24 protein-coding genes are annotated in these 21,655 nt (G+C 68.7%); 14 read left to right on the top strand and 10 right to left on the bottom strand.

Translation table 11 applies throughout. The features are described 5' to 3' along the window. Nucleotides 1-123: 123 nt before the first annotated feature. Nucleotides 124-1,128 carry a cell division protein ZapE gene (zapE, locus tag AB0B82_RS03380; protein WP_360162292.1) on the bottom strand — a complete coding sequence of 335 codons (1,005 nt, stop codon included), beginning with the start codon at nucleotides 1,126-1,128 and terminating at the stop codon, nucleotides 124-126. A 217-nt stretch (nucleotides 1,129-1,345) separates the two neighbouring features. Here zapE and AB0B82_RS03385 point away from each other — a divergent pair, with 217 nt between their 5' ends. The 6 genes from AB0B82_RS03385 to AB0B82_RS03410 are packed head-to-tail and all read left to right on the top strand — an operon-like array spanning nucleotide 1,346 to nucleotide 7,568. After that, complete coding sequence (locus AB0B82_RS03385) at nucleotides 1,346-2,653, top strand: sugar ABC transporter substrate-binding protein (RefSeq protein ID WP_360161980.1); 1,308 nt, start codon at nucleotides 1,346-1,348, stop codon at nucleotides 2,651-2,653. A 4-nt stretch (nucleotides 2,654-2,657) separates the two neighbouring features. Further along, nucleotides 2,658-3,617 carry a sugar ABC transporter permease gene (locus tag AB0B82_RS03390; protein ID WP_360161982.1) on the top strand — a complete coding sequence of 320 codons (960 nt, stop codon included), beginning with the start codon at nucleotides 2,658-2,660 and terminating at the stop codon, nucleotides 3,615-3,617. Beyond that, nucleotides 3,614-4,438: a carbohydrate ABC transporter permease gene (locus AB0B82_RS03395; RefSeq protein WP_360161984.1), complete on the top strand. Its 825-nt coding sequence runs from the start codon at nucleotides 3,614-3,616 to the stop codon at nucleotides 4,436-4,438. Before AB0B82_RS03390 ends, AB0B82_RS03395 begins: the two co-directional genes overlap by 4 nt. Before the next feature lie 30 nt (nucleotides 4,439-4,468). Further along, nucleotides 4,469-5,272: a VOC family protein gene (locus AB0B82_RS03400; protein ID WP_360161986.1), complete on the top strand. Its 804-nt coding sequence runs from the start codon at nucleotides 4,469-4,471 to the stop codon at nucleotides 5,270-5,272. Next, entirely contained in the window at nucleotides 5,269-6,222 is a 954-nt protein-coding gene (locus AB0B82_RS03405) for an aldo/keto reductase (protein ID WP_360161988.1), read from the top strand. Before AB0B82_RS03400 ends, AB0B82_RS03405 begins: the two co-directional genes overlap by 4 nt. Then, a complete protein-coding gene (locus AB0B82_RS03410; protein WP_360161990.1) occupies nucleotides 6,219-7,568 on the top strand; it encodes a GH1 family beta-glucosidase in 1,350 nt (449 codons plus the stop codon). Before AB0B82_RS03405 ends, AB0B82_RS03410 begins: the two co-directional genes overlap by 4 nt. A gap of 498 nt (nucleotides 7,569-8,066) precedes the next feature. Here AB0B82_RS03410 and AB0B82_RS03415 read toward each other — a convergent pair whose 3' ends face one another. Further along, on the bottom strand, nucleotides 8,067-9,287 hold the full coding sequence (locus AB0B82_RS03415) for an ROK family transcriptional regulator (protein WP_360161992.1): 1,221 nt from the start codon (nucleotides 9,285-9,287) through the stop codon (nucleotides 8,067-8,069). Between the two features lie 91 nt (nucleotides 9,288-9,378). Between AB0B82_RS03415 and AB0B82_RS03420 the strand changes: the two genes are divergently transcribed. Beyond that, complete coding sequence (locus AB0B82_RS03420) at nucleotides 9,379-10,353, top strand: zinc-binding dehydrogenase (protein WP_360161994.1); 975 nt, start codon at nucleotides 9,379-9,381, stop codon at nucleotides 10,351-10,353. On the opposite strand, the gene AB0B82_RS03425 is transcribed toward AB0B82_RS03420, so the two are convergent. The 4 genes from AB0B82_RS03425 to AB0B82_RS03440 are packed head-to-tail and all read right to left on the bottom strand — an operon-like array spanning nucleotide 10,354 to nucleotide 12,066. Continuing rightward, nucleotides 10,354-10,689 carry a YnfA family protein gene (locus AB0B82_RS03425; RefSeq protein WP_360161996.1) on the bottom strand — a complete coding sequence of 112 codons (336 nt, stop codon included), beginning with the start codon at nucleotides 10,687-10,689 and terminating at the stop codon, nucleotides 10,354-10,356. Beyond that, a complete protein-coding gene (locus AB0B82_RS03430; protein WP_360161998.1) occupies nucleotides 10,686-11,096 on the bottom strand; it encodes a MerR family transcriptional regulator in 411 nt (136 codons plus the stop codon). The genes AB0B82_RS03425 and AB0B82_RS03430 overlap by 4 nt, the downstream gene beginning before the upstream one ends. Further along, nucleotides 11,093-11,389 carry a hypothetical protein gene (locus tag AB0B82_RS03435; protein WP_360162000.1) on the bottom strand — a complete coding sequence of 99 codons (297 nt, stop codon included), beginning with the start codon at nucleotides 11,387-11,389 and terminating at the stop codon, nucleotides 11,093-11,095. The genes AB0B82_RS03430 and AB0B82_RS03435 overlap by 4 nt, the downstream gene beginning before the upstream one ends. A gap of 38 nt (nucleotides 11,390-11,427) precedes the next feature. After that, nucleotides 11,428-12,066, bottom strand: coding sequence for a DUF1707 and FHA domain-containing protein (locus AB0B82_RS03440; protein ID WP_360162002.1), 639 nt, complete (start codon nucleotides 12,064-12,066; stop codon nucleotides 11,428-11,430). Between the two features lie 110 nt (nucleotides 12,067-12,176). Between AB0B82_RS03440 and AB0B82_RS03445 the strand changes: the two genes are divergently transcribed. From AB0B82_RS03445 to AB0B82_RS03455, 3 genes are all read left to right on the top strand, one after another. Further along, on the top strand, nucleotides 12,177-13,253 hold the full coding sequence (locus AB0B82_RS03445; RefSeq protein WP_360162004.1) for an ATP-dependent DNA ligase: 1,077 nt from the start codon (nucleotides 12,177-12,179) through the stop codon (nucleotides 13,251-13,253). After that, complete coding sequence (uppS, locus tag AB0B82_RS03450; RefSeq protein ID WP_360162006.1) at nucleotides 13,250-14,008, top strand: polyprenyl diphosphate synthase; 759 nt, start codon at nucleotides 13,250-13,252, stop codon at nucleotides 14,006-14,008. The genes AB0B82_RS03445 and uppS overlap by 4 nt, the downstream gene beginning before the upstream one ends. Before the next feature lie 65 nt (nucleotides 14,009-14,073). Continuing rightward, nucleotides 14,074-14,592: a hypothetical protein gene (locus AB0B82_RS03455; RefSeq protein WP_360162008.1), complete on the top strand. Its 519-nt coding sequence runs from the start codon at nucleotides 14,074-14,076 to the stop codon at nucleotides 14,590-14,592. Here AB0B82_RS03455 and AB0B82_RS03460 read toward each other — a convergent pair. Together AB0B82_RS03460 and AB0B82_RS03465 are read right to left on the bottom strand one after the other, a co-directional pair. Further along, a complete protein-coding gene (locus tag AB0B82_RS03460) occupies nucleotides 14,564-14,740 on the bottom strand; it encodes a hypothetical protein (RefSeq protein WP_360162010.1) in 177 nt (58 codons plus the stop codon). The two genes, AB0B82_RS03455 and AB0B82_RS03460, sit on opposite strands and share 29 nt — an antisense overlap. Then, on the bottom strand, nucleotides 14,740-16,593 hold the full coding sequence (locus AB0B82_RS03465; RefSeq protein WP_360162294.1) for an ABC transporter ATP-binding protein: 1,854 nt from the start codon (nucleotides 16,591-16,593) through the stop codon (nucleotides 14,740-14,742). The genes AB0B82_RS03460 and AB0B82_RS03465 overlap by 1 nt, the downstream gene beginning before the upstream one ends. Before the next feature lie 164 nt (nucleotides 16,594-16,757). On the opposite strand from AB0B82_RS03465, the gene AB0B82_RS03470 reads away from it, so the two are divergent. The 3 genes from AB0B82_RS03470 to AB0B82_RS03480 are packed head-to-tail and all read left to right on the top strand — an operon-like array spanning nucleotide 16,758 to nucleotide 17,967. Then, on the top strand, nucleotides 16,758-17,198 hold the full coding sequence (locus AB0B82_RS03470; protein ID WP_360162012.1) for an SRPBCC domain-containing protein: 441 nt from the start codon (nucleotides 16,758-16,760) through the stop codon (nucleotides 17,196-17,198). Beyond that, nucleotides 17,195-17,530: a metalloregulator ArsR/SmtB family transcription factor gene (locus AB0B82_RS03475; RefSeq protein WP_360162014.1), complete on the top strand. Its 336-nt coding sequence runs from the start codon at nucleotides 17,195-17,197 to the stop codon at nucleotides 17,528-17,530. The genes AB0B82_RS03470 and AB0B82_RS03475 overlap by 4 nt, the downstream gene beginning before the upstream one ends. Then, nucleotides 17,527-17,967 (top strand): SRPBCC domain-containing protein, encoded by a 441-nt coding sequence (locus AB0B82_RS03480; protein WP_360162016.1) that lies wholly within the window; start codon nucleotides 17,527-17,529, stop codon nucleotides 17,965-17,967. Before AB0B82_RS03475 ends, AB0B82_RS03480 begins: the two co-directional genes overlap by 4 nt. 21 nt (nucleotides 17,968-17,988) lie before the next feature. On the opposite strand, the gene AB0B82_RS03485 is transcribed toward AB0B82_RS03480, so the two are convergent. Then, nucleotides 17,989-18,759 carry an enoyl-CoA hydratase/isomerase family protein gene (locus tag AB0B82_RS03485; protein ID WP_360162018.1) on the bottom strand — a complete coding sequence of 257 codons (771 nt, stop codon included), beginning with the start codon at nucleotides 18,757-18,759 and terminating at the stop codon, nucleotides 17,989-17,991. Nucleotides 18,760-18,782: 23 nt separating this feature from the next. Further along, nucleotides 18,783-20,381, bottom strand: a complete 1,599-nt coding sequence (locus AB0B82_RS03490; protein ID WP_360162020.1) for an ABC-F family ATP-binding cassette domain-containing protein — start codon at nucleotides 20,379-20,381, stop codon at nucleotides 18,783-18,785. Nucleotides 20,382-20,516: 135 nt separating this feature from the next. Here AB0B82_RS03490 and AB0B82_RS03495 point away from each other — a divergent pair, with 135 nt between their 5' ends. Then, nucleotides 20,517-21,419: a neutral zinc metallopeptidase gene (locus AB0B82_RS03495; protein WP_360162022.1), complete on the top strand. Its 903-nt coding sequence runs from the start codon at nucleotides 20,517-20,519 to the stop codon at nucleotides 21,417-21,419. Nucleotides 21,420-21,655 lie beyond the last annotated feature (236 nt).

A 21,655-nucleotide genomic window follows, 5' to 3' on the forward strand; every position in this document is an offset into this window, starting at 1 on the left:
CCCTTTTGGACGCGGCGAACGACCGATCCCGTCACACCTGCTGCGCATCCGGCCCGGAAATGCAGCCCAAGAACGTGCGGTCTGGAGCGGGTGCTGGAACCTCGCGCGTTGCCGATCAGACAGTCATGCGGCGCGGGCCAGGGCGATGAGGCGGGAGAGGGCTCGGAGGTACTTCTTGCGATAGCCGCCTTTGAGCATGTCGGCGGAGAAGAGTTGGTCGAGGGGTACGCCGCCGGCCAGCAGCGGCAGGTCGCGGTCGTACATGCGGTCGGCGAGGACCACCAGTCGCAGGGCCACGTTCTCGTCGGTCAGCGGGCGGATGTCGGTGATCGCGACCGCCTCGATGCCGTCGAGCAGCGCGCCGTACTTGCTCGGATGCAACTCGGCCAGGTGCCGGTGCAGGTCGACGAAATGGTCGCAGGACGCGTTCGGCCGAAGTGCGGCCTCCTGCTCGACCTTCTGGTCCGGCCACGGCTCCGGCGCGACCGGGAGACCTCGGTGCCGGTAGTCCGGTCCGTCCACCCGCCGTACGTCGAAGCGCGCGGCGAGGCCCTGAATTTCGCGCAGGAAGTCGACCGCCTGGAACCGCCCCTCGCCGAGCTTGTCCGGCAACGTGTTGGACGTCGCCGCGAACGAGACGCCCGCCTCGACCAACTGACCGAGCAGCCGTGAGATCAGCATCGTGTCGCCGGGATCGTCCAGCTCGAACTCGTCGATGCAGATCAGCCGGTACGACGACAACGCCTCGACCGCTGTTCGCAGCCCGAGCGCCCCGACGAGGTTGGTCAGCTCGACGAACGTGCAGTACATCTTCGGGCCGCTCGACTCGTGCCACAGCGATGCCAGCAGGTGGGTCTTCCCGACACCGAACCCTCCGTCCAGGTAGATCCCCGGCTTCTCCGGCGGCGTCGAGCGCCCCCGCAACCGCGACCACAACGACGGCGCCGAGCGCGGTACCGCCAGCTTTGCGGCCCGAGCCGTCAGCACCTCGACCGCGGCCGCCTGCGAAGGTTCGTCCGGATCCGGGCGGTAGGTACCGAATCGGACGTCCGCGAACCGCGGCGGCGGCACGCACTCGGACAGCAACCGGTCCGGACTCACCACCGGCGTCCGCTCACTCAACCGCACCACCACCCCGCCACCCTACGATGCCGCCCCGTCCGCCGGACGAACCCCGTCCACAACTCGACCGCCGGCTGCCGAACGAATCACGTCCACAACTCGACCGCCGTCCACAAGTCGGACGCGGGTCCACAAAGTCGGCGCTGTGGCCTTGACCACTTTCTTACTTTCAGTTAGGAAGTTGGTTGTGAGTTCGTGAGGCGCGATGGACGAGGAGTCTCCGATGGGCGAACAGCACGTACGGCGGCGGTCGGTTCTCAAGGGCGCGCTGGGCGCCGCAGGTGCGCTCGGCCTCGGGCCGGCGCTGGCCGCCTGCGGTGGCAGCGACAGCGGCGGGACGACCAGCGGCGGCAAGGCCGTGGTCCGGATGTGGTCCTGGTACAACGACCAGGAGGACCAGTTCCCGAAACTGATCGAGAAGTTCGAGGCCGCACACAGCAACATCACGATCGAGAACAGGATCTTCGGTACGCCGGACCAGTACCTCCCGGCGCTGCAGGCCGCGGTGGCCGGCGGCGACGTACCGGAGATCTTCGCGCCGCACACGCGCGCGCTGACCTACGGCACCGGCGGCATCTCCGCCGATCTCAAGCAGGAGCTCGGCGACGACTTCCTGAAGGACTTCTTCGACTCGGCCAACCAGGAGTACACCCTGGACGGCAAGCAGTACGCGGTCGGCTGGATGGCGCAGACGTTCGGGATCTTCTACAACCCGGACCTGCTCAAGGCGGCCGGTGTCGGCGAGGACGAGATCGAGACCTGGGACGACCTGATCGCGGCGGCGGCGAAGATCCGCGCGACCGGCAAGCACCCGGTCGCGCTCAGCTGCAACCCGACGACCAGCTCGCTGGACTTCTTCCTGCCGCTGATCACGCAGGTCACCGACGACCCGACGTACTACCTCAAGCTCGACCAGCTCAAGGACGGGGCGAACTACGAGGACCCGAAGGTCGTCGAGGCGATCGGGCTGCTGCAGAAGATCGTCAAGGCGGGCGTCTTCCAGCCGGGCACGACCGGCACCAGCGGCGACCAGGCGCCGCAGCTCTTCTACACCGGGAAGTCCGCGATGCTGTTCAACGGCAGCTGGACGCCGCAGGGCCTGACCAAGGACGCGTCTCCGGCGTTCAACAAGCTGTACAAGGTGATGAAGACGCCGGCGCTCGCGCCCGGCAAGCGGCACTGGACAGCGAACCAGGCGGGCGCCGGCTGGGCGGTGTCGGCGACCAGCAAGAACAAGGACGCCGCACTGGAGTTCCTGCGGTTCATGTACTCCGCCGACCAGTACTCCCCCACGATGAACGACTCCAACTCGATGCCGGCCACCAAGAGCGCGGCGACCCGCATCGAGTTGCCGATCATGAAGCAGATGACGTCCTGGCTGCTGGACGGCGACGGCTGCCCGCACATCCCGTTCGGCCCCGGCTCGGTGGCGGCGGGCGACCCGCTGGCGAAGATCTTCGACGGCAGCGGCGAGCCGGCCACGGTCGCGAAGGCGATGCAGCAGGCCGTCCAGAACGCCAAGGGCGGCTAATCGGATGGCGACAGCTCTCACGCGGGGCGTCGTACGGCGGTCCGCGGCGCGCTGGTCGTACCGGTTCGGGTCCCCGTTGCGGAAATCGCAGCGGATCGCCGGGTACCTGTTCATCGCGCCGACGTTCGTGTTGTTCCTGGCCTTCGTGCTGTGGCCGATCCTCTACACGGCGTACCTGAGCCTGACCTCATGGGGCGGGTTCGGGGCGCCGCGGTTCGTGAACTTCGACAACTACAGCCGGATGCTGCACGACCCGATCGCCCGCCGGGCGCTGCTCGTCACGCTCGCGCTGACCGGTGTGACGACGGCGCTGCTGACCTTCCTCGGACTCGTCACGGCAGTCCTGGTGAACGTGATCTGGCCGAAGGTCGGCGTCGTCGTCCGGACGATCCTGTTCATCCCCGGCATCGTCTCGTTCGTGGTGTCGGCGGTGCTGTGGAAGCTGATCTACGACCCGAACATCGGCACGCTGAACCGGGTGCTCGGGGCGATCGGTCTGGAAGGCCTGCAGCATCCGTGGCTCGCCGACCACAAGACCGTGCTGCCGGCGCTCGTCGTGGTGAGCGTGTGGGGCGGAATCGGGTTCACGATGCTGATCTACTTCGCCGGGCTGCAGGGCATCGACCCGAACCTGTACGAGGCCGCCGCGATGGACGGTGCGAACACGGTCCAGCAGTTCCGGTACATCACCGTGCCGAGCCTGCGGGTGGTCACCGGTCTGATCGTCAGCCTCGGTCTGCTCAACGGCTTCAAGGCGTTCGACGTGATCTTCGTGATGACCGGCGGCGGCCCGAATCACGCCAGCGAGGTGCTCGGTACGTACCTGTACTCGCTGGCCTTCGGGTCGACGTCCGGCTCGATCCCGCAACTCGGGTACGCGAGCGCGTTCAGCGTCGTGACGATGGTGCTCTGCACGCTCGCCGTACTCGCGCAACTCTGGCTGACCCGGAGGACGGACCGATGAAGAAGTCGTCAGCCGGAAAGTCCTTCGCGACGTTCGTCCTGTTGCCGTTCTGCGTGCTGATGGCGTTCCCGTTCGTGTGGATGCTGCTCACGTCGCTGCGGGAGCAGAACACGATCTTCAACGGCCCGTTCTTCCCGCGGAAGCTGACCGGGGCGGCGTACGGCGAGGCCTGGACGTCGATCGAGTTCCCGCTGCATTTCTGGAACAGCGTCTGGATCACGTCGGTCACGGTGATCGGCGTCCTGGTGTTCGCGACGCTCAGCGGGTACGCGTTCGCGAAGCTGGACTTCCCGTTCCGGAACACGTTGTTCGTGCTGCTGCTGACCACGTTGATGATGCCGTCGACCGCGCTCATCATCCCGCTCTACCTCGAGCTCAAGTCGTTCGGTCTGCTGGACACCCAGACCGGTCTGCTGGTGCTGTACATCTCCGGCTCGGCACCGTTCGCGATGTTCCTGATGCGGGCGTTCTTCCAGACCCTGCCGGATGAGCTGATCGAGGCCGCCCGGGTGGACGGCGGCAGCGAGCTGACGATCTTCCGCCGGGTGATCCTGCCGATCACCCGGCCGGGGATCGCGACCGTGGTGATCTTCCAGTTCCTGTCCACCTGGAACGAGTTCCTGATCGCCAACACGGTGCTGCGCAACACCGACGCGCTCCCGCTCCAACCGGTGCTGTTCACGCTGATGGGTCAGTACTCCACGAACTGGCCGGCCCTCACCGCCGGCCTCACGCTGTCGGTCGTCCCGGTCGTGATCGTGTACGTCCGGATGCAGCGGCAGTTCGTCGCCGGGATGATGCTCGGCGCCGTCAAGAACTGATTCCCCAACTCATCTCCCGAAAGAGGTCAGATGCCGATCCAGAACGTCGTGGTCAATTGCACGGACGTCCCCCGCTCGGTCGAGTACTACACCCGTTTCCTCGAGCTCGAAGTCGTCGGCGAGGTGACCGCCGACCGCGCCGTCCTCGACGCGGTCACCGCGACGATCGAGCTACGCGTTGTGCCGAACGGCCGCGAGCACAGCACCTGGTCGCCGGACGACCTGCAGAAGGGCTTCCGGCACATCGGGTTCAAGGTCGACCGGCTGGACGAGCGGGCCGACGCGCTGAAGGCCGGCGGTGTCGAATTCAAACTCGACCCGCTGAACGCGGAGGGCAACGTCCGGATCTGTTTCTTCTACGACCCCGACGGCACGCTGCTCGAACTGATCCAGGGCGACCTGCGGTACGCCGAGGTTCTGGACGCCGACGGGGTGGCGCGTGAGCGTGCCCTCGGCGTACCGCAGCGACCGCGGTTCGACCACGTCGCGATCACCGTCGAGGACCGGGACGCGACCAGCGACTTCTACCACCGGCACCACGGGTTCGACTTCATCGGGACGATCGAGCAGCCGCACGACAGCCGCGGTTTCCACATCGGCTACCTCAAGGGTGGCGACACGGTGCTCGAGGTGTTCACCTACGACGTCCCGAAGACCGCCCGCGACCCGCAGCTCGACGTCGCCGGGTTCGCGTACGCCGAGCTGGCGGGCGACGTACCGGATCTGCCGGTGCAGATCGCCCACGATGAGACGAAGGTCTACGTCGACCCCGACGGCTTCGCGTACGCCGTAGGCTCCGACGGCTTCGCGTACGCCGTAGGCTCCGGCGCATGACTGACACTGCCCCCGCCAACTGGCTTCGCCCGCTCGGAAACACCGGCCTGACCGTGTCCGCGGTCTGCGCCGGCGGCTCCGGGATCGCGGGCATGCCCGCCGTCTTCGGGTACGACGTGACGCCGCAGGAAGCCATCGACCTGGTACTGCGGGTGTTCGACAGCCCGCTGACCTGGATCGACACCTCCAACGGGTACGGCGACGGCACCAGCGAGACGCGCATCGGCCAGGCGATCCGCGAGTACGGCGGACTCCCGCCGGGCTTCCTGGTGGCGACGAAGGTGGACGCGAAGGACCGCGACTACTCGGGCGCCCGGGTCCGCGCGAGTGTTGCCGAGAGCAAGGAACGGCTGGGGCTGGACGACCTGCCGCTGGTGTACCTGCACGACCCGGAGTTCCACGACTTCGAGTCGATGCGGGAGGCGGTCGACACGCTGATGCAACTGCGCGCGGACGGGGAGATCGGGCACGTCGGCCTCGCGGGTGGCGACACCCGCGAACTGTCGCGCTACCTCGACCTCGGCGGCTTCGAGGTACTGCTCGTGCACAACCGGTGGAGCCTCGTCGACCGCTCCGCCGGACCGATCTTCGAGCGGGCCCGGTCCGAGGGCATCGCGGTGGTGAACGCCGCGATCTACGGCGGCGGCATCCTCGCGAACCCGGCCGGCGCCACGAAGTACGCCTACCGCGAGGCACCGCCCGCGCTGCTCGAGGCGGTCGCGGAGATGGACAAGGCGTGCCGCGAGTACGGCGTCGACCTGGCGACGGCCGCGCTACGGCACTCGATCGACGATCCGGGCATCGCCGGCGCGGTCGTCGGGATCACCAAACCGGCCCGCGTCGACGCGCTGATCGCTGCCCGGGATGCGGACCTGCCCTCGGCTTTGCTTAACCGGTTAGGTAGCCTGCTCCCCGACAAGCGGCACTGGGTGGAGAAGGAGACGACGTGACGAACGGCTTCCCGAGCGGATTCACGTGGGGCGCGGCAACCGCGTCGTACCAGGTCGAGGGGGCGGTGGCCGCGGACGGCCGCGGTCCGAGCATCTGGGACACGTTCGCGAACACCCCGGGGCGGATCGCGGACGGCTCCACCGGCGAGGTCGCCGTCGACCACTACCACCGGTTCGCCGACGACATTCGTCTGCTCGCGGACCTCGGCCTGAACGCGTACCGGTTCTCGATCGCCTGGCCGCGGATCGTCCCGACCGGTTCCGGCGCCACGAACCAGACCGGTCTCGACTTCTACCGGCGGCTGGCCGAGACATGCCTCGAGCACGGCGTCACGCCGTACGCGACGCTGTACCACTGGGACCTGCCGCAGCCGCTGGAGGACGCCGGCGGCTGGCTGGTGCGCGAGACCGCCGAGCGGTTCCGCGACTACGCCGCCGTCACGCACAACGCGCTGTCGGACGTGATCAAGCACTGGATGACGCTGAACGAGCCGTGGTGCTCGGCCTTCCTCGGGTACGGCAACGGCGAGCACGCTCCGGGCCGGACCGAGGGCGCCGAGTCGCTGAAGGCCGTGCACCACCTGCTGCTCGGCCATGGGCTCGCGCTCGACGCGATCCGCTCCGAAGGCGGCACGTACGGCATCGCGCTCAACCCGGCCCCGGTGCACGCTGCCACCGACTCCCCCGCCGACCGCGACGCGGCCCGCCGGATCGACGGCCTGCGGAACCGCATCTTCCTCGAGCCACTGCTGTCCGGGCGGTACCCGGCCGACGTCCTCGAGGACACCGGGACGACGGCGTGGTTCGCCGAGCAGGAGGCGGACCTCGAGCTGATCGGGGCGCCGCTGGACTTCATCGGCGTCAACTACTACTGCCCGAGCACGGTGGCGGCGCCCGACGGTCCGATCTCGGCCCCGGTCGCGTCCACGAACCCGGGCAGCGAGAACGTCGTCACCATCGACACCGGACTCCCCCGCACGCAGATGGGCTGGCCGATTCAGGCGACCGGGCTGCGCGACATCCTGGTCACGATCAACAAGCTCGCGCCCGAGCTCCCGTTGTACGTGACCGAGAACGGATCGGCGTACCCCGACGTCGTCACCGCGGAAGGCACCGTCGAGGACGACGAACGCCTCGACTACCTGCAGCAGCACCTCGCCGTCTGCAAGGACCTCGTCAGCGAAGGCTTCCCGCTGAAGGGGTACTTCGCCTGGTCGCTGCTCGACAACTTCGAGTGGGCGTGGGGCTACAGCCGCCGCTTCGGGATCGTGTACGTCGACTACGACACACAGGCGCGGTTCGTGAAGAAGAGCGGCCGCTGGCTGCAGAACTTCCTGACGAACTGAGCTGACCTTCCGGCGCTTGGGACGGATGTGTCGTCGGGACAGGCGCGCAGGCGCGGCGCACGGCTGGCTGATGGCGTGCGGCTCGGTCAGCAGCGCCGCGGGTACTCCCAGACGATTGATCCACGGCCCGAAGGTGTGCACGCTCGACAGTTAGTGTGGTGCGGGGCGGGTCTGTTCGGTGTCTGATTCACGCTCAGCTGTGGCCCCTGGCACGGGACACGTCCTGTCGACCTGACACACGCCACCCACGCCACACGCCCGAGCGTCCCCGGCTCCATCACTACGACCGCCGAATCCAGACCAGGCCGTGCATCAATCATCTAGGAGAGTTTCCGCACGACACTGGAGGCTTTTGCCCGCCATACGGGGGAAAACCCTCCACAGATCCCCGGCTCCTCGCATTGTGATGGCCTGGGGATCCGCACCCCAGCCGCACCGTCAGCCGCACCGTCAGCCGCACCGTCAGCCGCACCGTCAGGCGGACCGTCAGGCGGACCGTCAGGCGCGGGCGTTCTGGTGTGGGGTCAATTGGCTGTGCAGGACCAGCGACGCCGCGCCCAGGGCGGCCGCGCTCGGGCCGAGCTTGGACAGCTCCACGCGGGTGGGGTGCATGGCGCGGACGAACGACAGGCGGTTGAGCTCCTGCGACGCAATTCGGACGTAGATGTCGCCGGCTTCGCTGAATCCGGGGCCGGCCAGGATGATCTGGTCGAGGTCGAGCAGGTTGGTGATCGACAGCAGCGCCTTGCCCAGGTACATCGCCGATTCCTCGATCAGCTCGGTGCACCGCGGGTCCCCACCGGCGGCGGCCCGGGCGATCCGCGCGAAGTCCGACCGGACGGAGGGGCGGCTGCCGCGGAGGCCGAGCCGGGCCGCCAGGTCAGTGTCCTCGACCGCGCGGGCGACCACCGCGGCGGGCGCGGCGAGACTCTCCAGGCACCCTTGGCCGCCGCACCAGCACATCGGCCCGTCGACGTCGATCACCATGTGCCCGATCTCGCCGACGTTCGACGACGAGCCGCGGTACACATCGCCGTTCGTCACCAGGCCGAGGCCGAAACCGGCCGCCAGGTAGACGGTGGCGAAGTCGTTCGCCGACGGGATCTTCCCGGCCCAGAACTCGCCGATGGCCGCGCAGGTGGAGTCGTTCTCCACCACGACGGGATGGTCGATCGCCGCCTTCAGCGTGTCCCGCACCGCGAACGGCTCCCACGCGTACTTCCGGGATCCCGTGCGCAGCAGCCGCTCCCCGCCCCGGCCTTGCCGTCCGGCCAGCGCGACGCCGACGCCGACGAGCGTCGAAGGCTCGATTTCGGCCTTCACGATCAGGTCGTCGAGCTCGGCGGTGATCCGTTTGATCACCGTCTCCGGCGCGTCCTTGCCGATCCCGCGTGACGACAACTGCTCGATCACCCGGCCGCTCATGTCGGTGACGACGTACGTCGTGCTCGGGGTGTCGATCGCGATACCGACGGCGTGCCGGGCGCGCGGGTTGAACTGCAGCAGCGTGGCGCGTTTACCCCCGGTCGGGTCGCCGTACCCGGTCTCGATGATCAGGCCGTCCGCGAGCAGCCGCTTCACCACCCGCGAGATCGACGCGCCGGTCAGCCCGGACCGCTCGGCGAGATCGACCCGGGTGACCGTGCCGCTGGAGCGGATCAGGTCGAGGATCGCGCTGTGTGTCTCCTGCGCGGTCGCTCCTCTGAGAATCTTCGCCACGTCACCCTCCCTCCCAGCGAACTTTAATACACAACGTAAGGAAGTGGCAGTGGTTGACCTCAATCACTGTTGAGGTTCTACGGTCGCGACCGTGAAAGCGATCAGATTGCATGCGTTCGGTCCGGCAGAGAATCTCGTCCTCGAGAACGTTCCGGACCCCACTCCCGGCGCCGGCACGGTGCTCATCGACGTCGAGGCGGCCGGCGTCCATCTCGTCGACACGATGATTCGGTCGGGTTCGGCCGGCGGCGGCCCGATCCCGGTGCCGGAACTGCCCACGATCCCCGGACGCGAGGTCGCGGGGCGGGTCGCCGCGGTCGGTCCGGACGTGGACCCCTCCTGGCGCGGCAAGCGGGTCGTGGTGCATCTGGGCATGGTGCCAGGTGGGTACGCCGAACGCGCGGTGGCGAAGGCCGAGTCGCTGTACGAACTTCCCGACCACGTCGACGCCGCGCAGGCGGTCGCCGCGATCGGCACCGGCCGGACGACCGCGGGCATCCTCCGGCAGGCCCAGCTCACCACGAGCGACGTCGTCCTCGTGACCGCCGCGGCGGGCGGGATCGGCGGCTACCTGATCCAGGCAGCGCGCAACGCCGGTGCGGTGGCGATCGGTCTCGCGGGCGGTCCCGCAAAGGTCGATCTGGTCCGCTCGCTCGGGGCGCAGTACGCGATCGACTACCGCGATCCTGAGTGGCCGCAGGTGCTGAAGGGCGCGCTGGGTGATCAAGAGATCACCGTCCTGTTCGACGGCGTCGGCGGGGCTAGCGGTCAGCGGGCGTTCGAGCTGCTCGGTGTCGGCGGCCGCGCCCTGATGTTCGGCTGGTCCGGCGGCGGGCCGATCGAGTACACACACGAAGACGTGATGAGCCGCGGCCTGACCGTCAGCTGGGCGATCGGCGCCAAGCTGACCCGGCAACTCCGCGCGCTGGAGGCCGCTGCGCTGGAGGAGACGGTCGCCGGCCGGTGGCGGGCGCAGACCACGACGTTCCCGCTGTCCGAGGCGGCCGCCGCCCACAAGGCCCTCGAAATCCGGGCCACCACGGGGAAGGTGGTGCTGCTGACCTGATCAGGAGGAGCGTGGCGCGTACATGATGACCGCGACTCCGAGCAGGCAGATCACCGCGCCGAGCACGTCGTACCGGTCGGGTTTGAAGTGGTCGACCAGGACGCCCCAGGCGAGCGAGCCTGCGACGAACACCCCGCCGTACGCCGCGAGGATCCGGCCGAAGTGGGGATCCGGCTGGAAGGTCGCGACGAAACCGTAGGCGCCGAGGGCAACGATCCCGCCGGCGATCCACAGCAGACCGCGGTTCTCGCGCCAGCCCTGCCAGACCAGCCACGCTCCTCCGATTTCCAGCAGCGCCGCCAGGACGAACAGGACGACCGACCGCAGCACGGTCACCGGGCGAGCTCCGTGAACGGCAGCGGGCAGTCCGGATCGCCCGCGCAGGTTTCGAGGTCGTCGCATCCGGCGGCGATCCCGGCGCGCAGGGTTGCGGCGATGACGGTCAGGTCGGCGATCTTGGCTTCCACGTCGGCCAGTTTCTCGCGCGCCCGGGCCTGCAGCCCGGCACCCGCGCCGCGCGGGTGGCGATGCCGGGCCGTCGCGAGCAGTTCGGAGATCTCGGTGAGGGTGAATCCCAGCCGCTGCGCCGCCTTGATCACGCGCAGCGTCGTGACGGCGTCCTCGGGGTACACACGGTGGCCGCCGAGCGTCCGGTCCGGCGGGTCGAGCAGTCCGCGGCGCTCGTAGTACCGCAGGGTCTGCAGGTTCACCCCGGCGGCCTCGGCCACCTCGCTCGATCTCACCGGAGCATCCCGTCGAGTACGGCGGTTTGGGCCGGCGGGACCGTGATGCGCAGGTGGAGTTCGGCGGTGCCGGTCAGGGTGAACGTGAAGAACGAGCAGCAGGCGGTCTCGCGGGCAGTGAGATCCTCCACCGTCGTCCGGGACTCGGGGTCCAGCACGATGTCGAGGGTCTGCGCGTCCACGCGGTCGGCGCGCCGCAGGTGCTCGGCGAACAGCTCGTTGAACTCGGCCACACGGAACGGTCGCTCCGCGGTCGGCAGGGTGCAGGCTTCCGGTGCCCAGGTTGCGTCCATGGAACGACGGTAAACCTGTACCGAAGTACCGGATGCAACTATTGCGGCTGGTCCACCCACGTGAAGGTGAACTCCACCGCGCCGAACGCGACCCGGTCACCCGGCCGCACGCGGACTGTCGTGGTGATGCGGGAGTCGTTCACCCAGGTCCCGTTCATCGAGCCGAGGTCGCGGAGCAGCCAGCGGTCGCCGACGTGCCGCAACTCCGCGTGCGCTCGCGAGACCGAGTCGTCGGCCAGCCGTAGCGTCGCGCCCGGACCACGGCCGATCCGCACCGTCGGCGAGCCGGGCGCGGGCAGCGCCAGCGCGGGCAGCGGTTCGGGCTCCGGGCTGCGAAGCTGCGTGAGTTTGGGCAGGTATCCGAGGATGCCGCGGGAGGCCGCCGTCCCGGGAGTGCGCAGTGCACCTGTGGGCTCGGAGCCCGGGAGCACCGCGATCCGTGGGAGCTTGGCGCGCACCGTGCGAGCCCAGCCGCGGAAGCGCGCTTCGCCCCGCGGCAAGTCGCGGATCAGGTCGGCGAGCTCGGCGCGGCTCTGGGAGCGCAGGGCGAGGTTCATCCGGCGGATGAAGGTGTCGTGCGACAGCCGGCCCGATCCGGCGCCGTCGCGGAGGATCGCCAGCGCACGGTCCCGCTCCGCGTCCGACGGACGCGTCCACCCCACCGGTACCGAGCTCATGCGGAGATTGTCCGTGGCGGTCGGCTCACTGTCCACCGCACGGTCGTCACCGGCGGTTCCCGAACGCAGGGTTTCTGGAGACTGTCCGTGGCGTGGGACACAATGACGGGATGCGACTGCCAGTGATGCCGCCGGTCAAGCCGATGCTCGCCAAACCGGTGAAGGAGATACCGCGCGGCGACCTGTCCTACGAGCCGAAGTGGGACGGCTTCCGGTCGATCATCTTCCGCGACGGCGACGAGGTGGAGATCGGCAGCCGCAACGAGAAGCCGATGACGCGGTACTTCCCCGAGCTGGTCGAGGCGGTGAAGGCGAATCTCCCGGAGCAGTGCGCGATCGACGGCGAGATCATCGTGATCGGCGAGTCCGGCGACCGGCTCGACTTCGAGTTGCTGCAGCAGCGCATCCACCCGGCGGCCAGTCGCGTGAACATGCTGGCCGAGAAGACGCCGGCCCGGTTCGTCGCGTTCGACCTGCTGGCGCTCGGCGAGGACGACTTCACCGAGCGGCCGTTCGGTGAGCGCCGGACGGCGTTGCTCGACGCACTGTCGGATGTGAAGGCCCCGATCCACGTCACGCCGGCGACCTCCGATCCCGACGTCGCGGCGCAGTGGTTCGAGCAGTTCGAGGGTGCCGGGCTGGACGGGCTGATCGCGAAGCCGCTGGGCGGGACGTACCAGCCGGACAAGCGGGTGATGTTCAAGGTCAAGCCGGAGCGGACGGCGGACTGCGTCGTCGCCGGATACCGCGTGCACAAGAGCGGGCCCGATCGCATCGGCTCGCTGCTGCTCGGTCTGTACAACGAGGACGGCACGCTGGCCAGCGTCGGGGTGATCGGCGCGTTCCCGCTCGAGCGGCGCAAGGAGCTGTTCCAGGAGCTGCAGCCGCTCGTCACCACATTCGACGACCACCCGTGGGCCTGGGCGAAGCAAGAGGAAGGCGTTCGGACACCACGCAACGCCGAGGGCAGCCGGTGGCAGGCCGGCAAGGACCTGTCGTTCGTGCCGTTGCGCCCGAAACTCGTCGTCGAGGTCCGCTACGACCACATGGAAGGCATCCGCTTCCGGCACACGGCCCAGTTCGTCCGCTGGCGGCCCGATCGCACACCCGAGTCGTGCACCTACGAGCAGCTGGAGGAGCCGGTGAAGTTCGACCTCGCCGACGTCCTCTCCAGCGCTCAACGATGATGCTCTACAGCCTGTACGCGCGGTGGTTGCGCCACCAGCTGCGCGGGCTGCCGAAGCCCGCACATGTCGCGATCGCGATGGACGGCAACCGTCGCTGGGCCCGCCGCGCCGGGTACGACGACGTTCGCATCGGGCATCGGTTCGGCGCCAAGCATCTCGAGCAGTTCCTGCGCTGGAGCGCCGACGCCGGAGTCACCTGCGTGACCGCCTGGGTCGCCTCGGCGGACAACCTGCGCAAGCGCGACTCGGCCGAGGTCGAGTACCTGATGGAGCTCACCAAGAGCGTGCTGGCCGATCATGTCCGGCGTGACCACCGCTGGCGGCTGCACGTCGCGGGACAGCTGGACCTGTTGCCCGATTCAACGGCCCGCGCGCTGAAGGAAGCGGTCGAGCTGAGCCGCGATCGGGACGCCGGTGATCTGACTCTCGCGATCGGGTACTCGGGCCGACTCGAGGTGCTGGACGCCGTACGGTCGGTGCTCGACGAGGCCGCCGCCGAGGGGCGATCGCTCGAAGACATCGCTGGCACATTGACCGAAACCGACATCAGCCGGCACCTGTACGTACCCGGACTGCCGGAGCCGGATCTGGTCATCCGGACCAGTGGCGAACTGCGCATGTCCGACTTCCTGCTGTGGCAGGCGACCCACTCGGAGATCGAGTTCTGCGACCTCTACTGGCCCGCGTTCCGCGAGGTCGACCTGCTGCGGGCGCTGCGTACCTACGGACACCGGAGACTGGATCGATTCAGTTGAGTACATCCGGGGTCAGCCGGGGCACTATGGGGGTATACCGACTGGTAAGCACCGGAGGTGGCGTGATGTACGACGTCGTCCTGCTCGTCGAGAAGGAGCTGTCGGAGCCTGACGCGAAACGCGTCGTCGAGTTGCATCAGGACATGCCTGAACAGGTCAGGTACCACGTGCTCGTACCGTGCCACAACGCCGAAGCGGGCGTCGAAGCATCGATCAGCGCACTGGGCACCGCGGACCTGTACGGGCCTGGTCTGGCCGGTCAGCGCCAGGACCTCGCGGAAGCACAGAAGGCCATCGACAGCGAGGCCAAGGGCTGCAGTGGCCGCAGCGTGCAGCGGCTCCGGGACCTCGGCCGGCTCGCCGAGGGCGGGATCTCCCACGACCGGCCGATTGACGCTCTGGTCGCGACCGTGCAGGCGGTCAACGGGCGCGAGGTCATCATCCTGACCCGGCCGCACATCGTGGCGGAGTTCTTCCACCTGGACTGGACCAACTCGGCGCGCCGGCACCTCGGCGTACCCGTGCTCCATCTGCTGGAGCACGACTCGAAGCCGGCTAGTGCTGGAGCAGAGCAGCGTAAGTGACCCCGCCGGCCAGGCAGGCCATCACCAGCGCGAGGGTGGTGCGGACCGTGCGCTCGCCGGTCCGCCCGTAGTGCTTGCCGTCCTCGGAGTGGTACGCGACCTGATAGCCGGCGTAGCCGGCCGCCAGCGCGAGAGCCAGTTTGATCATCAGACACCTGCCGCTGTGTCGGACTCCCTGAACTGAGTCTGGTACAGCTCAGCGTACTCGCCGCCGGCCGCCAGCAGTTGGTCGTGCGTGCCGCGCTCCACGATGTTGCCGCGGTCAACCACCAGGATCTGGTCGGCATTGCGCACCGTGGACAGCCGGTGCGCGATCACCAGCGACGTCCGGCCTTCCAGCGCGGTGTCGAGCGCCCGCTGGACGGCGACCTCGGACTCGGAGTCCAGGTGCGCGGTCGCCTCGTCGAGGACGACGATCTTCGGCGCCTTCAGCAACAACCTGGCGATCGCGAGCCGCTGCCGCTCGCCGCCGGACAGCCGGTGGCCGCGGTCGCCGACCACGGTGTCCAGTCCGTCGGGCAGCGCCTCGACCAGGTCCCAGATCTGCGCCGCCCGCAGCGCCGCGATCATCTCGTCCTCGGTAGCCTCGGGCTTCGCGTACACGAGGTTGGCGCGGATCGTGTCGTGGAACATGTGCGCGTCCTGCGTCACGTACCCGATCGTGTCGTGCAACGACTGCAGCGTCACGTCCCGTACGTCGTGCCCGCCGATGCGCACCGCTCCCCCGCTGACGTCGTACAGCCGGGCGACCAGGTTGGTGATCGTGGTCTTGCCGGCACCCGACGGCCCCACCAGCGCGACCATCTGCCCGGGCCGTACGGCGAAGCTCACATCCTCGAGCACCTGCGCCGAGACGCGCTTGTCGAGCACCGCGACCGCTTCGAGGCTCGCGAGCGACACCTCGTCGGCCGTCGGGTACGAGAACGAAACGTGCTCGAACTCGACGCTTGCGGCATCGCGTGGCAGATCACGCGCTTCAGGAGCGTCCTTGATCATCGGTTCGAGGTCCAGCACCTCGAAGACCCGCTCGAAGGACACCAGCGCGGTCATCACGTCGACGCGAACATTCGAAAGTGCGGTCAGCGGACCGTACAGGCGGCCGAGCAGGGCGACCAGCGCCAGGAGCGTCCCGATCGTCAAGGTCTCACGGACCGCCAGGTTGCCGCCCACGCCGTACACAAGTGCCGTCGCCAGCGCCGCGACCAGGGTCAGCGCGGTGAAGAAGACCCGGCCCAGCATGGCGATCCGGATGCCCAGGTCGCGCACCCGGCCGGCGCGTTCGCCGAAGTCGGCGTTCTCGATCGACGGGCGTCCGAACAGCGTGACCAGCAGCGCGCCGCCGACACTGAACCGCTCGGTCATCGCGGTCGACATCTCGGCGTTCAACTGCATCTGCTCGCGCGTCATCGCGGCCAGCCGGCGGCCGAGGATGCGCGCCGGGATCAGGAAGATCGGCAGCAGCAGGATCGCGACGATCGTCAACTGCCAGCTCAGCGCCAGCATCGCGCCGACGACGAGAAGCAGGCTGATGACGTTCGAGACGACGCCGGACAGCGTGGACGTGAAGGCCTGCTGCGCGCCGATCACATCGTTGTTGAGCCGCGAGACCAGCGCGCCGGTCTGCGTCCGGGTGAAGAACGCGATCGGCATCCGCTGCACATGCGCGAACACCTTGGTGCGCAGGTCGAAGATCAGCCCTTCCCCGATCCGCGCCGAGAACCAGCGCTGCACCAAGCCGAGCGCCGCCTCGACGACCGCGAGCAGGGCGACCAGTAGCGCGAGCGCCGTCACCAGACCCGCGTTCCCCTTGGAGATGCCGTCGTCGACGATCTTCTTGAACAGCAGCGGCGACGCGACCACGAGGACCGCGGACACCACGACCAGGAGCAGGAACGCCGTGATGTGCCAGCGGTACGGGCGGGCGAACCGGACGATCCGCCGCAGCGTTCCCTTGGCCAACTTCTGGTCCAGAACGGACGTGTCCTGGCGCCGCCAGCCCATCGCCCCCATGCCGGGCCGCATCATTCCGGACATCCGGCTCCCTTCGTCTGCACGCATCTTCTCAACACCTGGTGCCCAGCCACACTTCCCGCAACTTTTGGTTGCACATCAATCCGGCGCGGGCTACAGTCATATGCAACCAAAGGTTGCGAAAGGATGAAGAGATGCCCAGGAGTATCGAGCGGGAGATCACGATCGCGGCCGCACCCGAGGTGGTGTACGAGGTGATCAGCTCGCCCGAGCACCTGCGCGAGTGGTGGCCGGACGACGTCGACCTCGAACCGGTGCCCGGCGCGACCGGAAGCGTCAGCTTCCGGCGCGACGACGGCGACAAGGTCGAGCCGATCACGGTGGTCGAGGCCGAGCCGCCGCGCCGGTTCGTCTTCCGCTGGGGTTACCGCGGCGAGGTCGCCACGGCGGAGAACTCGCTGCTGGTCACCTTCGACCTGGTGCCGGCCGACGGCGGCACGCTGCTCCGCTTCGCCGAGACCGGGTACGACGAGGCTGCGAAGCCGGACGAGATGCTCCAGGACCACACCAGCGGCTGGGACTACTTCCTGCCCCGGATCGCGCCGTACGCGGACCGGCTGGCGCACCGGCCGTGATCGACGACGAGCTCTGGTCGGCGATCGGCGACCCGACGCGGCGGCGGATGCTCGATCTGCTGCTGGCCGACGGCGGCGGCACCGCGACCGGTCTCAGCGAGCGGCTGCCAGTCACCCGGCAGGCGGTCGCGAAACACCTCACCGTGCTCGACCGGGCCGGCCTCGTCCGCTCCGCGCCATCCGGACGCGAACGCCGCTACACCGTCGACGAAGACCAACTCGCCCGCGCGCTCGACCAACTCACCGACGTCGCCCGCACCTGGGACCGGCGGCTGCAGCGGATCAAGCGCATCGCGGAAGCGATCGAAAACCACGAAGGGAAGCAACCATGAGCGACATCCTGCACCGGGTCGGCGTGATCGCGCCGTTGACCGACGTACACACAGCCCTCACCACGATCGACGGCCTGGCCGGCTGGTGGACCGAGGACACGAAAGGCGACCCGGATGAGGTCATCGAGTTCCGCTTCGCCAGCGCCGGCGGCGACGGGTTCGACATGAAGGTTCTCGAGAACTCGCCGGAGCTGGTCCGCTGGGAGGTCGTCGGCGGCCCGGACGAGTGGATCGGCACCCACGTCAGCTTCCGGCTGTCCCAGGTCGACGACTACACGATCGTCCTGTTCAAACACGAGGGCTGGCGGGAGCCGGTCAACTTCATGTACCACTGCAGCACCAAGTGGGCGACGTACCTGATGAGCCTCAAGCAGTACGTCGAAACCGGCGCCGGCGCACCGTCCCCGAACGACATTCTCGTCAGCAACTGGCACTAGGGATCGCCAGACCCGCCCTGATCAGCCGAGAGCGACCAGGAGCTCCTTCAACCGGCGCTCCTGCGCCTCCCGCTCTGCCTTGAGCTGATCGTCGTACGAGCGGTCCGCGGCACCGAGGAGCAACGCCTTGGTCTCGCGGATCGCGCCCGGCAGCGGGCCGAGCAGCGCGGCGGTCAGATCCTTGACCGTCGCTTCCAGCTCGCCGGCCGGGACGACGATGTTCGCCAGGCCGACCTCTTTCGCCTCGGCCGCCTCGACCCAGCGGCTGGTCGTGCAGATCTCCAGGGCCCGCGAGTAGCCGACGAGTTCGACGAGCGGCTTCGTACCGCCCAGATCCGGGACCAGGCCGAGTGACGGTTCCCGCATGCTGAAGCGGGCGTCCGGCGTGACCACGCGCAGGTCGCAGGCCAGGGCGAGCTGGAAGCCCGCGCCGACCGCATGACCCTGCACGGCCGCGATGCTCAGGATCTCCGGGCGCCGCAGCCAGGAGAATCCGGTTTGGAAGCGTGCGATCAGGTCGAGCACCTCGTCCCGCGGCTTCGCACCGAGCGTGAGCAGCGGCTCCTGGCCGAGGTCGTTCTCCCCCATGATCAACCGGCGGTCGAGACCCGCCGAGAACGACGGCCCCTCCCCCGACACGATCACCACCCGGACCTCGGGCGGCAGCGCCGTACCGAACTCGGCCAGCGCGCTCCACATCGCGGGCGTCTGGGCGTTGCGCACTTCCGGCCGGTCGAGCACGACGCGCGCGACCGGTCCCTGCACCGACAACCGCACTCCGGGATCCGTCATACCCGGATATTACTCAGAAGTAATCAGGCCAGCGAGACCAGGTCGGCGTACTCGTTCGACCAGAGGTCCTCGACGCCGTCCGGCAGCAGGACCACCCGCTCGGGCTCGAGCGCCTCGACCGCGCCCTCGTCGTGCGTGACCAGCACGATCGCGCCGGTGTACGAGCGGATCGCGTTCAGCACCTCGGCGCGGGACGCCGGGTCGAGGTTGTTGGTCGGCTCGTCGAGCAGCAGGACGTTCGCCGCCGACACGACCAGCGTGGCGAGCGCGAGTCGCGTCTTCTCACCGCCGGACAGCACCTTGGCCGGCTTGTCCGCGTCGTCGCCGGTGAACAGGAACGAGCCGAGCACGCTACGCGCCTGCGTCTCGTTGAGGTCCGGCGCGGCGGTCTTCATGTTCTCCAGGACGGTCCGGTTCACGTCGAGGGTCTCGTGCTCCTGGGCGTAGTACCCGAGTTTGAGGCCGTGCCCCTCGATCACCTCACCGGTGTCGGCCTTTTCGATGCCGCCGAGGATCCGCAGCAGCGTCGTCTTGCCGGCACCGTTCAGACCGAGGACGACGACCCGCGAGCCCTTGTCGATGGCCAGGTCGACGTCGGTGAAGATCTCCAGCGAGCCGTACGACTTCGACAACTCGCGCGCCATCAACGGCGTCTTGCCGCACGGCGCCGGTGTCGGGAACGCGATCTTCGCGACGCGGTCGGACTGGCGTTCCTCCTCCAGCGAGGACATCAGCTGCTCGGCGCGCCGCAGCATCTGCTGCGCGGCGGTCGCCTTGGTCGCCTTGGCGCGCATCTTGTTCGCCTGGTCGATCAGCTGCGACGCCTTCTTCTCCGCGTTCGCCCGCTCGCGCTTGCGGCGGCGTTCGTCGGTCTCGCGCTGGCTCAGGTACGCCTTCCAGCCGACGTTGTAGATGTCGATCTCGGCCCGGTTCGCGTCCAGGTGGAACACCCGGGTCACGGTCTCCTCGAGCAGGTTCACGTCGTGGCTGATCATGATCACGCCACCGGCGTACGACTTCAGGAAGTCGCGCAGCCAGACGATCGAGTCGGCGTCCAAGTGGTTGGTCGGCTCGTCGAGCAGCAGGGTGTCGGCCTGCGCGAACAGGATCCGGGCCAGCTCGACCCGGCGGCGCTGACCGCCGGACAGCGTCGCCAGCGGTTGCCCGAGCACCCGCTCCGGCAGCCCGAGGTTGGCCGCGATCCGGGCCGCCTCGGACTCGGCGGCGTACCCGCCCGCGGCGTGCAGATCCGCCTCGGCGCGCTCGTACCGCCGCATGCCCTTGGCGCGGGTCTTCTCGTCCGCGCTGGCCATCGACTTCTCGGCGGAGCGCATCCGCCGTACGACCTCGTCCAGACCGCGCGCGGCGAGGATCCGGTCCCGCGCCAGCACCTCCAGGTCGCCGGTCCGCGGATCCTGCGGGAGATAGCCGATCTCGCCGGACGACGTCACGGTGCCGCTGGCCGGCAGGCCCTCGCCGGCGAGGATCTTGGTGAGGGTGGTCTTCCCGGCGCCGTTCCGGCCGACCAGGCCGACCTTGTCGCCCGGGCCGACCCGGAAGGAGGCGGGCGCGAGCAGCTGACGGGCACCGACGCGAACCTCGAGATGGGAAACAGTGATCATCGGGGGTCGCAGGCGTCCTTACGGTGAGCTACGGGCTGGGATGGGCGGAACACAGGGTCTGGCGGGGCGGGCACGGCGGTACGGCGGCGTCGCGACACCCCGAAATCCCCCGCTCCGAGGTCTAGTGTAGGTGGGGTGAAATTCAATCCGGATGCGGATCTCGACACCAGCGGTGTCGAGGACACCCGCGGTAGTGGCGGTGGCGGCCGCGGTGGCCTGCCGGGCGGGACGATCCCGGTCGGCGGCGGCATCGGCGGCATCATCCTGCTGATCGTGATCCTGCTCCTGACCGGTGGCCTGCCAGGCGGAGGTGGCAGCGACGAACCGGCGGTCCGGAACACGGCAGCGGGTAACCTCGATTCGTGCAAGAAGGGCAGTGACCTGCAGTCGAACTCGGACTGCCGGTTCGTCTTCTACCAGAACTCGATCGAGAGTTTCTGGGCCGCCGAGCTGCCCCGGCGCGGCAAGAAGTACACCCGCGCGCCGATGCGGGTCTTCGAGGGCTCGGTGAACACCGGCTGCGGTCCGGCAACCAGTGCGGTCGGCCCGTTCTACTGCCCGCCGGACATGCGGGTCTTCCTCGACATCGGGTTCTTCCAGACCCTCGAGCAGGACCTCGGTGCGCGCGGCGGCGAGTTCGCCGAGGCGTACGTCGTGGCGCACGAGTACGGCCACCACGTCCAGAACCTGTACGGCATCCTCGGCCGGATCAAGTCCCGCAACGGCCCGACATCCGACGCCGTCCGCTCGGAACTGCAAGCCGACTGCCTGGCCGGGATCTGGACCAACCACGCGACCACGGTGCCCAACAGCAGCGGTCAGCCGCTGATCACCGAACTCTCCGACGACGACATCGCCCGCGGCCTCGACGCGGCCGCCTCGGTCGGCGACGACCGCATCCAGCAGAAGACCCAGGGCCAGGTCACCCCGGAGAACTTCAGCCACGGCACCGCCGAACAGCGCATGCGCTGGTTCACCAAGGGCATGGAATCCGGCGACATGACCGCCTGCGACACCTGGTCCGCCCAAACCCTCTGACCCACCCCGAACCCGCCCCAGCTCCCCCACCCCTTCCTGTCCCAAGCGCGCCACCCACACCGCGACAACCCTCCACTTGAGCGGGCAACCCTCCACCTCACAGGGCAACCCCCTAGCTGAAGGGTTGCCCATCCAAGTGCAGGGTTGCCCAGCGGAAATTTGAATGGGCAACCCTTCAGCTCAAGGGGTGCCCATTCAAGTGGAGGGTTTGCGGAGACGGAGTTAGGTGCTCGAAC

Origin of the sequence: Kribbella sp. NPDC048915, assembly GCF_040649595.1 — a bacterium.
Classification (GTDB): domain Bacteria; phylum Actinomycetota; class Actinomycetes; order Propionibacteriales; family Kribbellaceae; genus Kribbella.

Excerpts from the sequence above, each read along its gene's own strand:
- AB0B82_RS03385 (WP_360161980.1), top strand. The coding sequence starts at position 1,346 with ATGGGCGAACAGCACGTACGGCGGCGGTCGGTTCTCAAGGGCGCGCTG.
- AB0B82_RS03390 (WP_360161982.1), top strand. The coding sequence starts at position 2,658 with ATGGCGACAGCTCTCACGCGGGGCGTCGTACGGCGGTCCGCGGCGCGC.
- AB0B82_RS03395 (WP_360161984.1), top strand. The coding sequence starts at position 3,614 with ATGAAGAAGTCGTCAGCCGGAAAGTCCTTCGCGACGTTCGTCCTGTTG.
- AB0B82_RS03400 (WP_360161986.1), top strand. The coding sequence starts at position 4,469 with ATGCCGATCCAGAACGTCGTGGTCAATTGCACGGACGTCCCCCGCTCG.
- AB0B82_RS03405 (WP_360161988.1), top strand. The coding sequence starts at position 5,269 with ATGACTGACACTGCCCCCGCCAACTGGCTTCGCCCGCTCGGAAACACC.
- AB0B82_RS03435 (WP_360162000.1), bottom strand. The coding sequence starts at position 11,389 with ATGGACGCAACCTGGGCACCGGAAGCCTGCACCCTGCCGACCGCGGAG.
- AB0B82_RS03440 (WP_360162002.1), bottom strand. The coding sequence starts at position 12,066 with ATGAGCTCGGTACCGGTGGGGTGGACGCGTCCGTCGGACGCGGAGCGG.
- AB0B82_RS03445 (WP_360162004.1), top strand. The coding sequence starts at position 12,177 with ATGCGACTGCCAGTGATGCCGCCGGTCAAGCCGATGCTCGCCAAACCG.
- uppS (WP_360162006.1), top strand. The coding sequence starts at position 13,250 with ATGATGCTCTACAGCCTGTACGCGCGGTGGTTGCGCCACCAGCTGCGC.
- AB0B82_RS03455 (WP_360162008.1), top strand. The coding sequence starts at position 14,074 with ATGTACGACGTCGTCCTGCTCGTCGAGAAGGAGCTGTCGGAGCCTGAC.
- AB0B82_RS03460 (WP_360162010.1), bottom strand. The coding sequence starts at position 14,740 with ATGATCAAACTGGCTCTCGCGCTGGCGGCCGGCTACGCCGGCTATCAG.
- AB0B82_RS03465 (WP_360162294.1), bottom strand. The coding sequence starts at position 16,593 with ATGGGCTGGCGGCGCCAGGACACGTCCGTTCTGGACCAGAAGTTGGCC.
- AB0B82_RS03470 (WP_360162012.1), top strand. The coding sequence starts at position 16,758 with ATGCCCAGGAGTATCGAGCGGGAGATCACGATCGCGGCCGCACCCGAG.
- AB0B82_RS03480 (WP_360162016.1), top strand. The coding sequence starts at position 17,527 with ATGAGCGACATCCTGCACCGGGTCGGCGTGATCGCGCCGTTGACCGAC.
- AB0B82_RS03485 (WP_360162018.1), bottom strand. The coding sequence starts at position 18,759 with ATGACGGATCCCGGAGTGCGGTTGTCGGTGCAGGGACCGGTCGCGCGC.
- AB0B82_RS03490 (WP_360162020.1), bottom strand. The coding sequence starts at position 20,381 with ATGATCACTGTTTCCCATCTCGAGGTTCGCGTCGGTGCCCGTCAGCTG.